The sequence below is a fragment of the Devosia sp. genome (assembly GCF_014860165.1).
Lineage (GTDB): Bacteria > Pseudomonadota > Alphaproteobacteria > Rhizobiales > Devosiaceae > Devosia.
In genome coordinates, this window is record NZ_JACZKG010000079.1 from 1 (window position 1) to 17352 (window position 17352).

The following is a 17352-nucleotide window of genomic DNA, read 5'->3' on the forward strand; positions in this document are numbered from 1 at the left end:
CTCATTCCCTCCCCTCAAGGGGGAGGGAGGCGAACGGACCGAAAGTTCCCGGCGATACGCCACCCGTGAAAGCGGTAGGAGGGGGTGGGGCCGCTTGCTCGGCGCCCTCATTTTTGGCCTCCTCATCACCCCTGCTTTCGCCCAGTCGCTCCCCTATCACTCAGATCCCAGCGCGCGCGAAATCCTGCCCAGCCTGACGCCGATACCGGCCATCCGCTTCCTGACTACCGCCGATTTCCCGCCGTTCAACTTCCGCGATGCCACCGGGGAACTGATCGGCTTCAATGTCGACCTGGCCAAGCGCATATGCGCCGAGGCCAACGTCGCCTGCACCATCCAGGCCTGGCCCTGGGAGCAGGCCGCCAGTGCGCTGGCCGACAGCCAGGGCGACGCGCTGATCGCAGGCCTGGCCATGACCGAAGAGAATGGTGCCCTGTTCGATTTTTCCTCGATCTACCTGGCGCTGCCCGGACGGTTCGTCACCCGCGCGCCCGATATCGGTACCTTCGACGCCGATGCCCTTGCCGGCCAGACCGTCTCCGTCCGCGGCGGCAGCACGCATGAGGCCTTCCTCACGCGCTATCTGCCCGATGTGACGATTGCGCGCTTCGACAGCGAGATTGCGGCGCTGGAAGCCGTCGAGGATGGCGCGGCGGATGCCTTTTTCGGCGATGCCATGCGCGCCTCGTTCTGGCTCAATGAGAACCTGACCTGCTGCGGCTTTGCCGGCGAGCCCTATTTCCGCCCGAACCTGTTCGGCGAAGGCCTGGCCATCGCGGTCCCTGCCGGCCATGACTCCGTCCGGCACGCCATTGACTGGGCGCTGGTCAAGCTCAAGGACAGCGGGGCGCTGGACGAACTCTACCTGCGCTGGTTCCCCGTCGGCTTCTACTGAGGACCAGGCTGGACCGCACTGCCTTCCAGCCGGCGTTCGCGATGCTGCGTCACGGTCTGGCGCCCGGCCTCTGTCAATTCATAGACGCCGTTGGTGACGCGGCCGAACCAGCCATAGACATTGCCGAGCAATATCTTGCCCGCGTCCGGCGCCATGGGCTTGATATCCCTGGGCCTTAGAGGACCCTCGAACAGGGCCTCAGCGCAGATCAGCGCCTGCTGCCGATACGCCGTCATGATCGGCGTCCGCGTGCTGCCACCCAGTGCCGGATCGCCGCGCCGCCGCTGATGCTCGCGCACCAGCCGCGACCGGCGCTTCGGATTGGTCCGCGGCATCGGGGATATGGAGCTGACGATGACGCTGACATCGCCCATGTCGGACACGCCAAGCATGCCGATGCCGAGCCGCCGGCAGAGATTGCGATAGCGCTTGTCGGCCTCGCGGCCCTTGCCTTTGGCGGAAATCCGCGCGGCGATCCAGACCTCGTCGGCAATGGTGGCGCGATCGACAGCCTGCAGGATCAGTTCGAGATTGAAGCTCAGCTTCAACTCGCAGACCACGACGATGGATGGGTCGGACGCGCTCAGACCGACAAGGTCGCAATTGCCGATTTCGCCCTTGACCTCGTAGCCGGCAGCTTCGAGGAAGGCTTTGACCGGCTGATAGAGCGAAGTTTCCATCGCGTCAGGTGCAGCTTAGCTGGGCAGCCGCCGGTGCCGCGCCCGTGCCGCCACTTCGATCGCCGCCGTGGTCAGTCGGTCCAGATCGAGTTTGTCGCGTAGCAGCTCGAGGAACCGCAATTCCTCCTGCTCGAGATGCAGATCCACCGCCGCCACTTCCACCGCCAGCGCATAGGCAGTGTCCTGCAACTTCGTGGGCAGCGCCGCGATGGCATCGTCGATCACCTGGTCGAGCCCGCCCGGGCCGTTGAGCTTGTCGGCGCAGGCATTGGCTACCGCCGCCAGCCGGTTCTTGTCGAACCCCTCGAACACCGGCAAGCGCCCGATGAGACTCTGGATGCGCACCAGTTCCTTTTCGGTCATGGCGCTATCGGACGAAGCGGCGACGATCATCAGGTGGACGAGGGCGTCGTGGGCGGCATTGGACATCAGGTATTCCCGGGTCTGGTCTGACTGCGATAGCTAGGCGTGTCGCGGGCCCTTGGCAAGCGTCGGCCCCGAAAACGTTGACGTTGGCCCCGTTGGATGCAACACACCGGCACTTCCTTCTCCTGAAAGGCCAGACCTTGTCGCCCGCTCCGTTGCCCCCGCTCGATCCCGCGTTCTTCGACGCCGCCCAGACTGCCCGCGCCTGGCCGTTTGAGGAAGCCCGGAAACTGGTCAAGCGGCTGGAGAAATCGGGCAAGGGCGAAGCCCTGTTCGAGACCGGCTATGGCCCCTCGGGCCTGCCCCATATCGGCACGTTCGGCGAAGTGGCCCGCACCACCATGGTGCGCACGGCCTTCCGACTGTTGACCCGCGACCAGGTTCCGACACGCCTGCTGTGCTTTTCGGACGACCTGGACGGCATGCGCAAGATTCCGGATACCGTGCCGTCCAAGGAGGCCATGGAGCCGCATCTGCAGCGTCCGCTGACTTCGGTGCCCGATCCCTGGACCAACGAGTACGACAGCTTCGGCGCGCACAACAACGCCATGCTGCGTCGTTTCCTCGACACCTTCGGCTTCGACTACGAATTCGCCAGCGCCACCGACTACTACAAGTCCGGCAAGTTCGACGCCGTGCTGCTGCGCGCCGCCGAGCGCTATGACGACATCATGGCGGTGATGCTCCCCACCCTGGGCGCAGAACGCCAGGCAACCTATAGCCCCTTCCTGCCGATCTCCCCGATATCGGGGCGGGTGCTCTATGTGCCCATGAAGGAAGTCGACGCCAAGAACGGCACGGTGACCTTCACCGACGAAGACGGCAGCGACACCACGCTGCCCGTCACTGGCGGCCATGTGAAGATGCAGTGGAAGCCCGATTTCGGCATGCGCTGGGCCGCCCTGGGCGTTGATTTCGAGATGTTCGGCAAGGATCACCAGACCAACGCGCCGATCTACGACAGGATCTGCGAAATCCTCGGTGGCAAGGCGCCCGAGCATTATGTCTATGAGCTGTTCCTCGATTCCGAGGGCCAGAAGATTTCCAAGTCCAAGGGTAATGGCCTGACCATCGACGAGTGGCTGACCTATGCCGGCACCGAAAGCCTGGGGCTCTACATGTTCCAGAAGCCGCGCACGGCCAAGCGGCTGCATTTCGATGTCATCCCGCGCGCCGTGGACGAATATTACAGCTTCATCGCCGCCTATCAGCAGCAGGACGCTGCTGCACGGCTGGAAAACCCGGTTTTCCACGTTCACTACGGCACCGTGCCGACCCCGGACGTGCCGCTGAGCTTTGCGCTGCTGCTGAACCTGGTGGCCACGGCAAACGCCGAGGATACCCGGGTCATGTGGGGCTTCATCTCGCGCTATCTGCATGGCGCGACGCCCCATACCCATCCTGAGATCGACCGGCTGGCCGGCTACGCCGTGCGCTACTTCAACGACAAGGTGAAGCCGTTTAAGACCTATCGCGCCCCCACCGAGCAGGAGCGTGCCGCCCTGCAGGACCTGCACGATCAACTGGCAGCCTATGAGGGCTCCACCGATGGCGGCGCCCTGCAGGACCTGGTCTATGCCATCGGCAATGCGCACAAGTTCGAGCCGCTCCGCGACTGGTTCAAGGCCATCTACCAGGTGCTGCTCGGCGACGATCAGGGGCCCCGCTTCGGCTCGTTCATCGCCCTGTTCGGCGTGGCCGAGACCCGCAAGCTGATTGCGGATGCGCTGGCCGGCAAGATGCTGGGCTGAGGTCGAGATAGTGTGGCGCACGGACTACGAGGACATGCGCCACACCACCATGCCGGCCATAGGTGCGGCCGGTAATTAGTCCACGGCCTCGGCCACTGCCGCATCGTGCTCCAGGATGTCCCCCGGCTGGCATTCGAGGTATCGGCAGATGGCGTCGAGCGTGTCGAAACGGATGCCCTTGACCTTGCCCTGCTTGAGCAGCGACAGGTTGGCCTCGGTGATGCCGATATATTCGGCCAGGTCCTTGGACTTGACGTTGCGCCGCGCCAGCATGACGGCGAGATTGACCTTGATCCCCATGGTCGTCACACGAACTGACTGTTTTCTTCGGCGATGAAGGCGGCCTTCTCCATGGCCCAGCCCAGCGAAGCGACCGTGGCAGCGAACAGCGCCATGATCAGCGTGTCACTGTCGATCTGAATGGCGAGCTGCCGCATGCCGGGCGGTGCATTCCAGCTCAGCGCCAATACGAGCAGCGTGAAGCCCACCGGCTTGGCGATGGCGGCAAGCGTCACGCCGGTGGCGAAGTCGCGCAATCCGGCCACGCCTTTGGCGGCAAAAGGCCGGCCATTGGCAAATTCGATGAAGCAGACCCGCAGCCGCACCAGGCCCCATGACAGCGGCAATACCGTGAAGACCGTGATCAGGGCGGCACCGACGCGATGCAACGTGCCGATCTCGGTCAGGATGTCTGGGGCCAGGCCGATGGACCGCACCAGGTCGCTGGCATCGGTCACGGTCCAGTAAAGCACTACGGCCAGCGGCAGGAGCGCAGCGATCGCTACTGCCGTCACCGCGAGGCTGTTGAACAAAAGCGCCGTGCGGGCGGCGACGGGGATGCTGAAGCCGGCGAACTGGCCCGCATGCAGGGGCCGGGCTTTGGTATCGATCATGTGATGTCTCCGTTACGGGCCGACCTCTAGCGCGATAATTATCGTTTGACAATAAGAAAATTCTGCAAAAGGATATGCATGCATCGTTCAACGATAAGGAAACTATCATGCGCTTTGTCTTCGTCGTCCTCGCCCTGCTGCTTGCCGGGTCCACAATTGCGACCGCCCACGCCGCATCAAGCACCAGCAAGGGGCAGATTTCGGTAGCCCAGGTCATGGAGATGGCGACCCGCGCCCAATCCGACGCCGCCGCTCGTACAACGGTGATCGCCTACCTGGCGGGCATCGGCGAAACCACCGGCCTGATGATGTCGGAGTCCCAGGCGCGCGGCGCCGCGCCCGTCCACTGCACGGCCGCGTTCAGTCTGGATGAAAGCGTCGCCATCGCGGCGCTATCGGCCGCAGTGCCGGACCAGGCGCTATGGACCGAAACCGCCGCCACCCCGATCATCATTGCCGACATGTTCAGCCGCGGCGGCTGCCGCTAGCCCAGCACCTTGCGAAAATACACGACGCGCTGGGTTTCGCTGAAGCCAAGCGCGTCGTGCAATTTCTGGCTGGCGATGTTGGCAATGCCGGTGTCGGACGCCAGCTCGCTGCAGCCCTGCTGCCGCGCCCAATTCTCGACGGCTTCCACCAGTTGCCGCGCTACCCCGGTCCGGCGAAACGCCGGCGCCACATAGATGCCTTCGAGAAACGCCACCGGCGAACTCTCGGTGCCATTAACATAATCGTGGCGCAGGCCGGCTTCGGCGAAGCCTGCGGGCCGGCCATGGTCGGCCCGCGCGATAAGATTGATCGTGTCGCCCGGAGCGGCGAGCATTTGAGCAATGTCGGCGTCATGCACGCCGGGATTTCCCTTTGGCCACAGCGCTTGCCGCATCGCCGCCCAATCGGCGGCGTCCTCCAATTTGGCGACAGCGATACTGATCACTGGCTGGCCCAGATGATCCGGGCGATCCACTCGACATCCGCCAAGTCGACTATGCGCGGTTCATAGGCCGGGTTGATGGAGCGCAGCTCGATCTGCTTGCCGGTCTGGCGATAGAGAATCTTGGCCATGACTTCGCCATCGCGCGTCTTGACCACGACCCGGTCGCCCCGTCGGACCTGTTCGGTCGGGGAGACGACGATACGATCCCCCTCGCGATAGAGGGGCTCCATGGAGTCGCCCTGCACTTCGAGCGCATAAATCCCGCCTTCGCCGGGGGAGGGCAGGGCGATTTCGTCCCAGCCCTGGCCCGCCGGAAAGCCAGCGCTGTCGAAGAAGCCGCCCGTGCCGGCCTGGGCCAGGCCGAGCAGCGGTACTGTGCGGTGGAGCTGGTTGTCGTTCATCTGCAGGAACGCCCCGCTACCCGAGAGGAACGAATCGAAGCTCTCGCCCGTGGCATCGAGGATTTTGGAAATGCTCTCGGTCGAGGGCCAGCGCTCGCGGCCATCCTTGCTGACGCGCTTGGACACGTTGAAGGCTGTTGCGTCGAGCCCCGCCAACTTGGCCAGGGCTGAAACCGAGTGGCCATGCCGACGGGCAAGGGCGTCGATCCCGTCCCAGATGGCTCTGTGTGACAGCATGGCAGTACTCGAGGAAGGACAGATGTCTTATGATTGGAATTAAGTCCTATTCTTATCCCCCCCAGCTCTCCTTGTAAAGACCCGCCCCCCGCTTGCAGCGTCCCGGCCTCGCCATTAGGTTCGCGGCCATGAGCACCCCAGAATTCGTCTACAAGATTGCGACCGAAGCCGCTTTCGTACCATCGCGTGGCGGCCCCGCCTTTGCCGGCATGCCCATCGATGCCGCCGACGGCTACATGCATTTCTCGACGGCGGCCCAACTGCCCGAAACGCTCCGCCTGCACTTTGCCGGCCAGGGTGGCCTGGTGCTGCTGGCCGTCCGCAGCGCCGATCTCGGCGCTGGCCTCGTCTGGGAACCCTCGCGCGGTGGTGCGCTGTTTCCCCATCTCCATGGGGGCCCGCTGCCCATTTCTGCAATTGCCTGGGAGGCGCCGTTGAGCGTGGCCGCCGACGGCTCCTGCACACTGCCCGAGGCTGTCCGATGATTCTTTCCGCGCTCTCGCCGCTGCTGCGCATCCCGGCACTGTCGGGCCTTACCCGTGAAGCCCTGCTCAAGATGGACCCCGAGACCGCGCATGGCGCCACCATCACCGCGCTTCGCCTGGGTCTGGCTCCCGAACAGAGCCACCCCGATGGGGCCGAACTGCGCACCAATCTATGCGGGCTCGAACTCACCAACCCCGTCGGCATGGCGGCCGGTTTCGACAAGAATGCCGAAGTGGCGCGTCCGCTGGCCCTGATGGGCTTCGGCATGGTCGAGATCGGCACCGTCACCCCGCGCCCGCAGGCGGGCAATCCCAAGCCCCGCCTGTTCCGCATCGCCGCGGCCGAAGGCGTCATCAACCGCATGGGCTTCAACAATGAGGGGCATGAGGCGGCCTTCGCCCGTCTCAAGGGCCAGCGCGTGCCGGCGGCGCTTGGCGTCAACATTGGGGCCAACAAGGACAGCACTGACTTCGTCGCCGATTATGTGCTGGGCGTGAAGCGTTTCGCCGACCTGGCGGACTACCTGACCGTCAATGTCTCCTCTCCCAATACGCCCGGCCTGCGCAACCTGCAGGCCGACGAGGCATTGCGCCGCCTCCTGGGCGAGGTGCTGGCGGCCCGCGCCAAGGCAAAGACCCGCGTCCCGGTTTTCCTCAAGATCGCGCCAGATCTCGATGAGGCGGCACTCGACGCCATTGCCGCAGTAGTCCTGGCGACCGATCTGGATGGCTTGATCATCTCCAACACCACCATCACCCGCGATGCGGTGACGGGCCTCGAAAACGCCACCGAAACCGGCGGCCTGTCCGGCAAGCCGCTGTTCGACCTCTCGACCCGGCGCCTGGCGCAGATGCGCCAGCGTGTCGGCACGCTGCCGATCATCGGTGTCGGTGGCATTCATTCACCGCAATCGGCGCTCGCCAAGATCAAGGCCGGCGCCAACGCCATCCAGCTCTATTCCGCGCTGGTATTCACCGGCCTGGACCTGCTGGACCGCCTCAAGCGAGGTCTGATTGCTGCGGTCCGTGCCGAGGGCAAGACCAATATCGGCCAACTGGTCGGCACCAAAACAGCCGACTGGGCCGAGGGCAGGGCGACGGTCTCGCAGTAGGTCTGGGAAACTAGGCCTTCGCGGCTCCGATCGAGAACAGGGCTTCGAACTGCCCATCCTCGATGCGCGCCGCGGCGATCACAGCCTGGGTGCGGCTATCCACGTCCAGCTTCTGCAGGATCGCCGAGACATGGGCCTTGACTGTCGCCTCCGAGATCGAGAGCTCATAGGCAATCTGCTTGTTCATCAGCCCATCGCTGAGCATCATCAGCACGCGCACCTGTTGCGGCGTCAGCGTCGATAGCCGGCGCATCAGCGCGGTGTGGCTGTCATCGCCATCGAGCATCGTCCCCTCGGGCACGAAGACCTCACCCGAAAGCACCGTCTCGATGGCGCGGCGGATTTCCGTGGGCCCCACCGATTTGTGGAGATAGCCAGCAGCGCCGAGTTCGAACGCCCGCCGGATCACCGTGCTGTCCTCCACCGCCGAGATGATCATCACGGGAATGTCGGGATACTGCGCGCGCAGCAGCAGCAGCCCCGAAAATCCCCGCACCCCTGGCATGTTGAGGTCGAGCAGCACTAGGTCGCAGTCGCGATCCGCATCGAGCGCCGCGCTGAGCCCGTTGAGATCGCCAGCTTCCTCCACTGTCACCGTCGCATCGCCGCCCGACAGCGTCTGCCGCAGCGCGGCCCGGAACAGCGGGTGGTCGTCGACAATGATGATGCGGCGGCGGGTCATGGCGATGGCGGGCTCCTCACGGCTGGACAATATCGCATTGCGCCGATTCGACTGTCTCTTTTCCCAAGAAAACAGGTCTTTCGGCCCGTGGCTTTCGCAAATTGCAGCAATACTTAACGGGTTCTTTACCATGTTTTCCCAAGAGTGACCGTCATACCTTCGTGTTGAATTGCGAGGGGTCCGTCTTTTCATGACAGGGACAAATCATGGCCCGCGCCTATCAACCCACGGAAATGTCCGACCCGGCCGCGGAACCGCAGGCCGGCGAATGGCAGGCCCTGCGCGGCGAACTGGTTGCCCTGCTCGATCAGGTGGAGGGGCGCTACGCCCACCAGGAAGCTCCCGAACCGGCCCTGACCGGACTGGCGCGTCGCGTGCGCAACCTGCGCGACCAGGTGGTGGGGCCCGAGCCGGCAGTACGCCGCCGTGAGGCATTGCGCACCGTCAAGCGCGCTGTCGACCGCTTCACCGAACGCGACGACCTTGGCCCGCTCCATGGCGATCAGGACGAGCTGACCAGCGCTATCGCCGAAATTCGCGGACGCCAGATGTCGGCGCCAGCCGCTGCCCTTGGCCGCCGGCCCCGGGACATGCCCGAATTCCGCGAGCTGACGTCGCTGGTCGGTGGCCTGTCCGGGCGTCTCGAACGCCTCGAAAGCGAACTCAAGTCGCAGCAATCAGGCAATGGCAGTGTGCGCGAAGTCGCCGCCCAGGTCGAACAACTCACCCATGTCGTCGAATTACTGGCGGGCGCGGTGGGCGAGACTGGCCAGGTCAAGCGCCTCGAAGCCCAGATCGGCGCCTTGGCGGCCCTCATCGAAGGCGGCCCGCGGGTCGACCTCTCGGCCATCAACACCAGGCTCGATGATGTCTCGGCAACCGTGGGCAAGCTGGCCGAGCTGCAGGCCCAGCAGATGGAGCGCGAAATCGCGCGCGAAGAGCGCCGCGCCGAGCCGGCCGCGGCTACGCTGGCTCCCGCCATGCACGCCATCGAGCAGAGCGTGCGCAACGTCTATGATCGCATCGACTCGATCGAGAAGAACGTCACTTTGTCATCGGGCGACTTCGAACGCCTGACCTCAGAAATGGCCGCCTTCACCCAGGCCATGAAGGACCGCGACGCCGCCCCCAGCACGCTCGTGGCCAAGGTAGACGCCCTCGCCTCCCGCATCGGCAGTTTCGACGAAGCCAATGGCGACGTGGCCGGCCTGAAGCAGGACATCGCCTCGCTGCGCGACGCGGTCCTGGCCGGTATGGAACCGCGCTTCCAGCGCATCGAGAGCCAGATCGAGGCCCTGTCGGACCGCATAGTGCCGGCAGCCGATACCACTCAGGTCGAGAACCAGCTCAAGCTGCTGATGGAGCGCATGGACGAGACCGGCGCCCAGCTCAATGGCCTGGCCAAGCTCTACTCCACCCCATCTGACCCGACCGATCTCGAAGCCATGGCGACGCTGGTCGCCGAACGCACCAGCGACGCCGTGACCCGCAAGGCGCCGGCGCCGGTCGCCATGTTCGGCCCCGACAGCCTCAAGAGCATCGAAGACCGGCTGGCCGGGCTGATCAAATCGGCCGGGAAGACTCCTGATTACGAGACACTGGCCGCCATGGTGGCTGAGCGCACGTCGGAAGCCGTGGCCAAATCGACCCCGGCTGCCGGCGGTATGAACCAGGAAGGCATGGTTGCGCTGGAGCGGCGCATGGAAGCCCTCTTCAACACGGCCGGCAAGGACACGGCAGAGCGCCTGACGCGGCTTGAGGCAGTGCTCAGCGGTCGGCAGGACCGCAGCGCAATGCCGGTTCGCGAGCCGTCGGCATCTCCCGCCGCGCCGGCTGCCGAGCCGGAGGAAGACCGCGCCAGGTTCGACGCCATCCTGACTGCGTTGTCGGGTCCGAAATCGGCGGCCAAGAGCGACGCCATGCCGGCCAACCCGGCCGACGAGGCTCCGCTGGTGGACCCCGGCTTCAAGGATGCCGGTCCCGTCCGTGCGGCACTCGATGCCAAGGTGGGCACCCGCCCGCAGGTTGCCGTCAGCGAGCCAGCCGCCGTCCCCGGCCGGCCGGTATTTGATCCGGGCAGCGTGGAACGCCCGCCGCGGCCACAATCGAGCCTGGCCAAGGCCGAGTCCGATCCCTTCTTGCCGCCGCCAATGACGGCCCCCCAGGTGGAAACACCGGTCAGTCAGAGCAGCACGAGCACCTTTGTGGCGGCAGCCCGTCGTGCCCAGCGGGCGCGCCAGGAAGCCTCGACCCCGGCCGCCGGCTCCAGCAATTCCCTGATCGGCCGTGCCCTGGCGCGCGTCATGCCGGGTTCGGCCGCAGCAGTGCCAACCGGCGATGAGCCGGTGCCAGAACCCAAGGCCGAAAAGCCCGCCAAAGCCGCCAAGCCGACCAAGCCAAAGAAATCCAGTCCTGCTGAGACGCCGGCCACGGCGCCCGCCTTCGGTGTCGACGCCGAGGGGGACGCACCGGTCGAGCGGCCGAGCTTCCTCACCCGTCATCGCCGTCCGCTGCTCCTGGCCGCGGTTCTGGTCGCGGTCTCGATGCTGGCGCTGAACCTGGTCATGCAGCGCATGGGCGCGGCGCGCGCTCCCGCGGCTCCACCCGCCCAGACCACCGAGCAGCCGTCGGCCACGCCCTCGGCCTCCGATGACGTCTCCCTGGTTCGGCCCGAGCCGCGCGTCATCGACATGATTGACGGCACGACCACGGCGTCGATCAATCCCAATCAGCCCATGAGCTTCACCAGGTCCGCCGAAGCCACGCCGATGCCGCCATCGCTGATGGCACTGCCCGGTACTGGGTCCGCAGAAACGGCCCCGGCCGACATCCCAACTGAAATCGCTCCCGACGTCACCGGCAGCATTCCCGGTGCCACAGCCGTCGTTACCGACACTTTCGAGCTGCCGCCGGAAGGCGTCGGTCCGCTCGAACTGCGCCAGGCCGCCGCCAACGGCGACGCCCGCGCCCAGTTCGAGATCGGCGCCATCTACACTGAAGGCCGCGCGATCACCCAGGATTATGTCGAGGCCGCCAAGTGGTACGAGCGTGCCGCGGCGCAGGGCTTCGTTCCCGCCCAGTATCGCATCGGCAACCTTTATGAAGCCGGCCAGGGGGTAGACAAGGATTTCGAGGTCGCCAAGCTCTGGTACCAGCGCGGCGCCGAGGCCGGCAACCGCATGGCCATGCACAATCTGGCTGCCCTCTATGCCGGTGGACAGCTCGGCGAGCAGCAGTTTGAATCGGCGGCCGAGTGGTTTGCCCAGGCAGCCGCCCGCGGCATGACCGACAGCCAGTTCAACCTGGGCATGCTCTATGCCCGCGGCCTGGGCGTCGAGCAGGATTTCGAACAATCCTACAAGTGGTTCTCGCTGGCCGCGCGCAACGGCGACGCCGATGCTGCCAACGCCCGTGACGACATTGCCAAGTCGCTGACGGCTGAAGCCGTCGGTCGCCTTGGGGACGAGATAAATCTCTGGAAGGCCGAACCGATTGACCTGGCCGCCAACTTTGCGCCGCTGGGCACCTGGTCTGCAGGCTTCGATCCAGGCGAGGCCATCACCACCAAGGACGTGGTGTCCAAGGTGCAGATGGTGCTGAGCAAGCTCGGCTTTGATGTTGGTGTTCCCGATGGCATGGCCGGACCCAAGACGGCCGAGGCCATCAAGGCCTTCGAACGCGGCACCGGCATGAGTGAAAGCGGCGTCGTCAATCCGCGCCTGCTTGCGGTGCTGGGTAGTCAGCCCGTCTGACGCCTGTCAGACCGACTGACATGGAACTGTCGTTTGACACCGGCCCGGCCCGGCCGTAAGCCCGCATTGTCAAAGGTTTCCGCCGCAAGACGGGAACCTTTGACCTATTGTTGACGTACGATCCTGTAAGGTTGTGCGGCGTAGTCAATTCCAACGGATCAGGGTCTTGCAGATCTACCTGCCGATCGCCGAGCTGTCCGTGAACCTCTTCTTTCTCGTGGGGATCGGAGGGGCGGTCGGCTTTCTGTCGGGTCTGTTCGGCGTGGGCGGCGGCTTCCTGCTGACCCCGCTGCTGATCTTCTCGGGCGTTCCCGCGCCGGTTGCCGTGGCCTCGGTCACCGGCCAGGTGGTCGCCGCCTCGACGTCTGGTGCGTTGGCGCATTATCGACGCGGTGCCATCGACCTGCATCTGGCGCTCTACCTGGTGCTGTCGGGTGTGCTGGGGGCATTTGGCGGCGTCGCGGCTTTCGCCCTGCTGCGTGACGCCGGCCAGCTCGACTTCGTCATCTCGTTCGGCTTTCTCGTCCTGCTCGGCTCCGTCGGCACGCTGATGCTGATCGAATCCACCCGCGCCATCCTCAAGCAGCGCAGGGGCATCATCGTTCGCGAGCGCCTGCCCAACCAGCACAACTGGATCCATGGCCTGCCCATGCGGGTGCGCTTCAAGAAATCGCGGCTCTATATCAGCGTGCTGCCCGTGCTGATCATCGGCCTCTTCATCGGCTTTGTCGGTTCGCTGCTCGGCATTGGCGGCGGTTTCATCATGGTGCCGGCGCTCGTCTATCTGCTGCGGGTGCCCGGCAATGTGGTCATCGGCACCTCGCTGGCCCAGGTGGTGGCGATGATGGCCGCGACAACCATCCTGCATGCAGTCCAGAGCCAGAGCGTCGATATCCTGCTGGCCTTCTGCCTTATGGTGGGCGGCACAGCGGGCGCCCAGTTTGGCGCCTCTGCCGGCAAGTATCTGCGCGGCGAACAGTTGCGGGGCCTCCTGGCGCTACTGGTGCTGGCCGTCGCCATTCGGTTTGGCCTGTCGCTGGTGCTGGCGCCAGCCGACGTCTTCAGCATGGCCGTGATGGGGCAGACGCAATGAGCCGGCTGCTGCTCCTCCTCGCTGTCCTGTTGGGGCTTGTCGCACCCGCTCACGCCGAGCGGCTGGTTTCGCTGGTGTCCAACGACACGGTGGAGATCACCTCGAGCTTTGATGGCGAGCGCATGAACTTCTTCGGCACCATCATCCCCGATGCCGGCTCCGACCAGAAATTCGTCACCGGCCCGTTCCATGTTGTGGTCGTCGTCCTGGGGCCCACGCAAAACCGGGTCGCCTGGCAGAAGACCAATGTCCTGGGCGTCTGGCTCAATACCGAACAGGTCGAGTTCCTCAATTTTCCCAGCTACTTCCATGTCCTGTCCAGCGCCCGGCTGACCGACATTACGGATGTGACGACCCTCACCACCAATCTCATCCTGCCCGAGTCCCACACCCTGGCGACCAGTAGCGACGATTGGTGGAAGGGCGCGGTGTTTGGCCGGGAGTTGGTGCGACTGATGACCGAGCAGGGACTGTTCGGCGTGCAGGAAAACGGCGTCAACTTCCCGGCCGAGAACTTCTATTCGGCCCGGTTGACCCTGCCCAGCAATGCCCCGCCCGGTCCCTATATCGCGCTGACCTATGTGTTCAAGAACGGCGAGATCATTGCCCGCAAGTCGGAAGGCTTTGCCGTGCGCAAGATCGGCTTCGAGCGCTTCCTGGCCCTCTCGGCCGTGCAGCAGCCGCTGCTCTATGGCGTGATCTGCGTTATCCTGGCGCTGTTCACCGGCTGGATGGGCGGCGTTCTCTTCCGCCGCTAGCCGCGGACCAGCCGCTTGGGGCTGACCGGATAGGTGCGGTCCTTGCCCAGCATCGTCACCTCCAGCGCCGGCCAATGGAAAAGCCCGACAAAGGCCGGCGACAGGATGTTGATCGAGCCCGTGGAAGCGCCATAGGCCGGCAGGATCAGCAGGCGATTGTCGTGCACGAAGCAGGGCCGGCGGGTGGTGCGGCCCTCGATATAGATATGGGCCGCGGGGTGCAGATGGCCCGCGATGAGTCCCGCCGCGCCGCGTCTTGGCTCATGCGCGAGGCTTATCCCCGCGAGCTCAAGTTCTGCCAGGCAGGTGCCGCCAATGGCATGCGGCACCGGGTCGTGGTTGCCGGACAGCCAGATGCAATCGACCATGTCGGTCATCGCATCAATCCGCATCCTGTCCGAATTGGTTAACAGACTGCTAGCATCGGCGCGGTGAAAACTGTCCCCCAGTGACACCAGACGCTGCGCGCCGGTGCGGCGAAGATCTGCTTCGAGCCGCGCCAGGGTCATGCCCGTATCGTAGGGCGGCAGCATCTGCCCGCGCCGGGCGAAACTGGCCATCTTCTCGAAATGCAGATCGGCGACCAGCAGCGTGCGCTGGCTGTGCCAGAACAGGGCGCCCGAGGGCAGGGGTTCGAAATTCTGGCCGGCAAAGCGCAAGATCGGCGTCTCCGTGATCTCGGCTCTAGATAATGGGTAGTTCAAGATTGCCCGAGGGCCTCGCGCATCAATTCATCGGCAGCATCAGCCATAGCCGATTCGCGCCCTTCCCCGAAAATCGGCTCCTTGCCGATATCGAGCATGACCGGCACGGCGAGAGGGGAAATCCGTGGCAATGCCTTGTGCACGATATGCCCGCGAATACGCCGCAGCATATCGCCCAGCCGCTCGATATCAAGCAGGCCCCGTGCCGCGTCGCGCCGGGTCGCCTGGATCAGGATATGGTCGGGCTCGTGCTGGTAGAGCACGTCGTAGATCAGGTCCGAGCTCATGGTGATCTGCCGGCCGGATTTTTCCTTGCCGGGATGCCGCCGCTCGATCAGCCCGGAAATGATGGCGCAGTTGCGGAAGGTGCGTTTCATCAGCGCCGACTCGTCGAGCCAAGCTTCCAGATCGTCGCCCAGCATGTCCTCGGAAAACAGCTCGTCGAGCGACAGGCGGTCGGTGCGGATCAGCGCCGACAGATCGCCCAGGCCCCAGACCGCCAGCGCATATTCAGAGGCGACGAAGCCCAGCGGCCGGGCGCGGGCGCGTTCGAGCCGGCGGGTGAGCAGCATGCCCAGCGTCTGGTGCGCCAGCCTGCCCTCGAAGGGGTAGCAGACCAGGAAATTCTGCGATCCCCTCGGGAAGGTCTCGACCAGGAGGCTATCGCGGCTGGGCAGCACCGAGATGTCGCGCTGCAGGCGCAGCCAGTCGCTGACCTGGTCGGGCAGGGCTTTCCAGCTCTCGGGCGTATCGAGCATCTTGCGGACGCGTTCGGCGAGGTAGGTCGAGAGCGGGAACTTGCCACCCATATAGCTGGGAATCTTGGGGTTGGTGGCCTGCGCCCGGGAGACAAAGGCCTCGTTGTCGCGCATGCCCTCGAAAGCCACGATCTCCCCGCCGAACATGAAGGTATCGCCCGGTAGCAGCGTGCCGAAGAAATACTCCTCCATTTCGCCCAGCACCCGCCCCCCATAGCCAACGGGGCTGTTGCTCTGCCCCTTCTTCAATCCGCGCTGGCGGATGAGGCGCACCTTGACCATCGGCTCCTCGATGATGGTGCCGATATTGAGCCGGTATTGCTGGGCCACCTGCGGATTGGCGATGCGCCACTTGCCGTCCTCGGTCTGCTTGAGCCGCGCATAGCGCTCATAGGCCTTGAGCGCATAGCCGCCGGTGGCGACGAATTCCAGCACCCGGTCGAACTTGTCGCGCTCGATATCGCGATACGGCCACGCGCGTCGGATTTCGTCATAGAGATCGTCGGCGGCGAAGGGCGCGGCGCAGGCCATGCCCAGAATATGCTGCGCCAGCACATCATAGCCGCCCGACACGGGATCCTCGCTGTCCTGGTGCCCCTCGGCCACCGCCTCCAGCGCCGCCTCGCATTCGAGCACCTCGAAGCGGTTGGACGGCACCAGCACCGCCTTGGACGGCTCGTCGAGCCGATGATTGGCGCGGCCGATACGCTGCAGCATGCGCGAACTGCCTTTGGGAGCGCCGACCTGCACGACCAGATCGACATCGCCCCAGTCGATGCCCAGGTCCAGCGTCGAGGTACAGACCACGGCCTTGAGCTGGCCCGAAACCATGGCGCTCTCGACCTTGCGCCGCTGCTCCACCGACAGCGAGCCATGGTGCAGCGCAATGGGCAGCATGTCGTCATTGACCGCCCACAGGCCCTGGAACAGCATTTCCGCCTGGCTGCGCGTATTGACGAAAAGCAGCGTCGTCTTGTGCCGCTTGATGGTCTCGTAGAGGTCGCGATGCGCGTAGTTCGCCGAATGCCCGGCCCAGGGCAGGCGCTGCTCGGTTTCGAGGATTTCGAGTACCGGTGGCGCCCCGGCCGACGCCGTCAGCAGGTGCGTCGGTTGCTCGGGCACCGGCTGGGCGATCCAGTCGCGCAGCAGGTCCGGTCGCGCCACCGTGGCGCTGAGCGCGGTGATGCGGAGATCGGGGGCGAGCCTCGCGATGCGCGCGAGGGCGAGCGACAGCAATTCGCCGCGCTTGGAGGTGACCAGCGCATGCAGCTCATCGAGCACGATGCGCCGGAGCGACCCGAAGAACAGTTCGGCATGCGGATGGCTGATCAGCAGGCAGAGCTGTTCCGGCGTGGTCAGCAGGATGTTTGGCGGCTTGGCGCGCTGGCGGGCGCGCTTGGAGGCGGGCGTGTCGCCGGTGCGGGTTTCGGCTGTGACCTTGAGGCCCATCTCGAGGATCGGCGCATTGAGATTGCGCTGCACGTCGACCGCCAGCGCCTTGAGCGGGGAGACGTAGAGCGTGTGCAGCCCGTCGAACTGGCCATCGGCCAGGTCGACCAGCGTCGGCAGGAAGCCGGCCAGCGTCTTGCCCGCGCCCGTCGGGGCGATCAGCAGCGCCGAGGCGCCAGCCTGCCAGGAGGCCAGCACGTCGAGCTGGTGCTGGCGGGGCGACCAGCCCTTGCGGGCAAACCAGTCGGTGATGATGGGGGGAAGGGTGGTAGTCAATGTGGCACCCCTGCACCGAGGCATGGACCTTTCGCCTCCCTCCCCCTTGAGGGGAGGGATCGAGGG

17 protein-coding genes are annotated in these 17352 nt (G+C 65.2%); 8 read left to right on the top strand and 9 right to left on the bottom strand.

The annotated features are described in order from the left end of the window. Positions 1-94 precede the first annotated feature (94 nt). Positions 95-895, top strand: a complete 801-nt coding sequence (locus IH615_RS20510; RefSeq protein ID WP_291364906.1) for a transporter substrate-binding domain-containing protein — start codon at positions 95-97, stop codon at positions 893-895. Here the strand turns inward: IH615_RS20510 and IH615_RS20515 are convergent. Beyond that, entirely contained in the window at positions 889-1575 is a 687-nt protein-coding gene (locus IH615_RS20515) for a DUF2161 family putative PD-(D/E)XK-type phosphodiesterase (protein WP_291364907.1), read from the bottom strand. The genes IH615_RS20510 and IH615_RS20515 overlap by 7 nt on opposite strands. Positions 1576-1590: 15 nt before the next feature. Then, positions 1591-2004 carry a tellurite resistance TerB family protein gene (locus IH615_RS20520; protein WP_291364908.1) on the bottom strand — a complete coding sequence of 138 codons (414 nt, stop codon included), beginning with the start codon at positions 2002-2004 and terminating at the stop codon, positions 1591-1593. Between the two features lie 137 nt (positions 2005-2141). Between IH615_RS20520 and IH615_RS20525 the strand changes: the two genes are divergently transcribed. Beyond that, positions 2142-3752, top strand: a complete 1611-nt coding sequence (locus IH615_RS20525; RefSeq protein ID WP_291364909.1) for a lysine--tRNA ligase — start codon at positions 2142-2144, stop codon at positions 3750-3752. 75 nt (positions 3753-3827) lie between these two features. Here IH615_RS20525 and IH615_RS20530 read toward each other — a convergent pair whose 3' ends face one another. Together IH615_RS20530 and IH615_RS20535 are read right to left on the bottom strand one after the other, a co-directional pair. Beyond that, on the bottom strand, positions 3828-4052 hold the full coding sequence (locus IH615_RS20530) for a helix-turn-helix transcriptional regulator (RefSeq protein WP_291364910.1): 225 nt from the start codon (positions 4050-4052) through the stop codon (positions 3828-3830). Between the two features lie 5 nt (positions 4053-4057). Then, positions 4058-4645 (bottom strand): hypothetical protein, encoded by a 588-nt coding sequence (locus tag IH615_RS20535; protein WP_291364911.1) that lies wholly within the window; start codon positions 4643-4645, stop codon positions 4058-4060. A gap of 107 nt (positions 4646-4752) precedes the next feature. Between IH615_RS20535 and IH615_RS20540 the strand changes: the two genes are divergently transcribed. Then, complete coding sequence (locus IH615_RS20540) at positions 4753-5133, top strand: chlorophyllide reductase (RefSeq protein ID WP_291364912.1); 381 nt, start codon at positions 4753-4755, stop codon at positions 5131-5133. Here IH615_RS20540 and aac(6') read toward each other — a convergent pair. Next, positions 5130-5555 carry an aminoglycoside 6'-N-acetyltransferase gene (gene aac(6'), locus IH615_RS20545; RefSeq protein ID WP_291364913.1) on the bottom strand — a complete coding sequence of 142 codons (426 nt, stop codon included), beginning with the start codon at positions 5553-5555 and terminating at the stop codon, positions 5130-5132. The two genes, IH615_RS20540 and aac(6'), sit on opposite strands and share 4 nt — an antisense overlap. A 20-nt stretch (positions 5556-5575) precedes the next feature. After that, a complete protein-coding gene (locus tag IH615_RS20550; protein WP_291364914.1) occupies positions 5576-6217 on the bottom strand; it encodes a helix-turn-helix transcriptional regulator in 642 nt (213 codons plus the stop codon). A gap of 128 nt (positions 6218-6345) precedes the next feature. Between IH615_RS20550 and IH615_RS20555 the strand changes: the two genes are divergently transcribed. Continuing rightward, complete coding sequence (locus IH615_RS20555) at positions 6346-6702, top strand: DUF952 domain-containing protein (protein ID WP_291364915.1); 357 nt, start codon at positions 6346-6348, stop codon at positions 6700-6702. Then, positions 6699-7814 (top strand): quinone-dependent dihydroorotate dehydrogenase, encoded by a 1116-nt coding sequence (locus tag IH615_RS20560; RefSeq protein WP_291364916.1) that lies wholly within the window; start codon positions 6699-6701, stop codon positions 7812-7814. Before IH615_RS20555 ends, IH615_RS20560 begins: the two co-directional genes overlap by 4 nt. Before the next feature lie 10 nt (positions 7815-7824). Here IH615_RS20560 and IH615_RS20565 read toward each other — a convergent pair whose 3' ends face one another. Beyond that, entirely contained in the window at positions 7825-8496 is a 672-nt protein-coding gene (locus IH615_RS20565) for a response regulator transcription factor (protein WP_291364926.1), read from the bottom strand. 206 nt (positions 8497-8702) lie between these two features. On the opposite strand from IH615_RS20565, the gene IH615_RS20570 reads away from it, so the two are divergent. The 3 genes from IH615_RS20570 (at position 8703) to IH615_RS20580 (ending at position 14099) form a co-directional block, all read left to right on the top strand. Beyond that, on the top strand, positions 8703-12248 hold the full coding sequence (locus IH615_RS20570; RefSeq protein WP_291364917.1) for a peptidoglycan-binding protein: 3546 nt from the start codon (positions 8703-8705) through the stop codon (positions 12246-12248). Between the two features lie 166 nt (positions 12249-12414). Beyond that, the gene (locus tag IH615_RS20575) at positions 12415-13341 is read left to right on the top strand and encodes a sulfite exporter TauE/SafE family protein (RefSeq protein ID WP_291364918.1); all 927 of its coding nucleotides are present in this window, start codon (positions 12415-12417) and stop codon (positions 13339-13341) included. Further along, a complete protein-coding gene (locus IH615_RS20580; RefSeq protein ID WP_291364920.1) occupies positions 13338-14099 on the top strand; it encodes a TIGR02186 family protein in 762 nt (253 codons plus the stop codon). The genes IH615_RS20575 and IH615_RS20580 overlap by 4 nt, the downstream gene beginning before the upstream one ends. Here IH615_RS20580 and pdeM read toward each other — a convergent pair. Further along, entirely contained in the window at positions 14096-14758 is a 663-nt protein-coding gene (gene pdeM, locus IH615_RS20585; RefSeq protein WP_291364922.1) for a ligase-associated DNA damage response endonuclease PdeM, read from the bottom strand. The genes IH615_RS20580 and pdeM overlap by 4 nt on opposite strands. Before the next feature lie 41 nt (positions 14759-14799). After that, positions 14800-17286, bottom strand: a complete 2487-nt coding sequence (locus tag IH615_RS20590; RefSeq protein WP_291364924.1) for a ligase-associated DNA damage response DEXH box helicase — start codon at positions 17284-17286, stop codon at positions 14800-14802. Positions 17287-17352 lie beyond the last annotated feature (66 nt).

Bases quoted from the DNA above. Each gene is read 5' to 3' on its own strand.
- IH615_RS20560 (WP_291364916.1), top strand. From the start codon at position 6,699: ATGATTCTTTCCGCGCTCTCGCCGCTGCTGCGCATCCCGGCACTGTCG.
- IH615_RS20530 (WP_291364910.1), bottom strand. From the start codon at position 4,052: ATGGGGATCAAGGTCAATCTCGCCGTCATGCTGGCGCGGCGCAACGTC.
- IH615_RS20515 (WP_291364907.1), bottom strand. From the start codon at position 1,575: ATGGAAACTTCGCTCTATCAGCCGGTCAAAGCCTTCCTCGAAGCTGCC.
- IH615_RS20580 (WP_291364920.1), top strand. From the start codon at position 13,338: ATGAGCCGGCTGCTGCTCCTCCTCGCTGTCCTGTTGGGGCTTGTCGCA.
- IH615_RS20535 (WP_291364911.1), bottom strand. From the start codon at position 4,645: ATGATCGATACCAAAGCCCGGCCCCTGCATGCGGGCCAGTTCGCCGGC.
- IH615_RS20550 (WP_291364914.1), bottom strand. From the start codon at position 6,217: ATGCTGTCACACAGAGCCATCTGGGACGGGATCGACGCCCTTGCCCGT.
- IH615_RS20565 (WP_291364926.1), bottom strand. From the start codon at position 8,496: ATGACCCGCCGCCGCATCATCATTGTCGACGACCACCCGCTGTTCCGG.
- IH615_RS20555 (WP_291364915.1), top strand. From the start codon at position 6,346: ATGAGCACCCCAGAATTCGTCTACAAGATTGCGACCGAAGCCGCTTTC.
- IH615_RS20520 (WP_291364908.1), bottom strand. From the start codon at position 2,004: ATGTCCAATGCCGCCCACGACGCCCTCGTCCACCTGATGATCGTCGCC.
- IH615_RS20540 (WP_291364912.1), top strand. From the start codon at position 4,753: ATGCGCTTTGTCTTCGTCGTCCTCGCCCTGCTGCTTGCCGGGTCCACA.
- IH615_RS20570 (WP_291364917.1), top strand. From the start codon at position 8,703: ATGGCCCGCGCCTATCAACCCACGGAAATGTCCGACCCGGCCGCGGAA.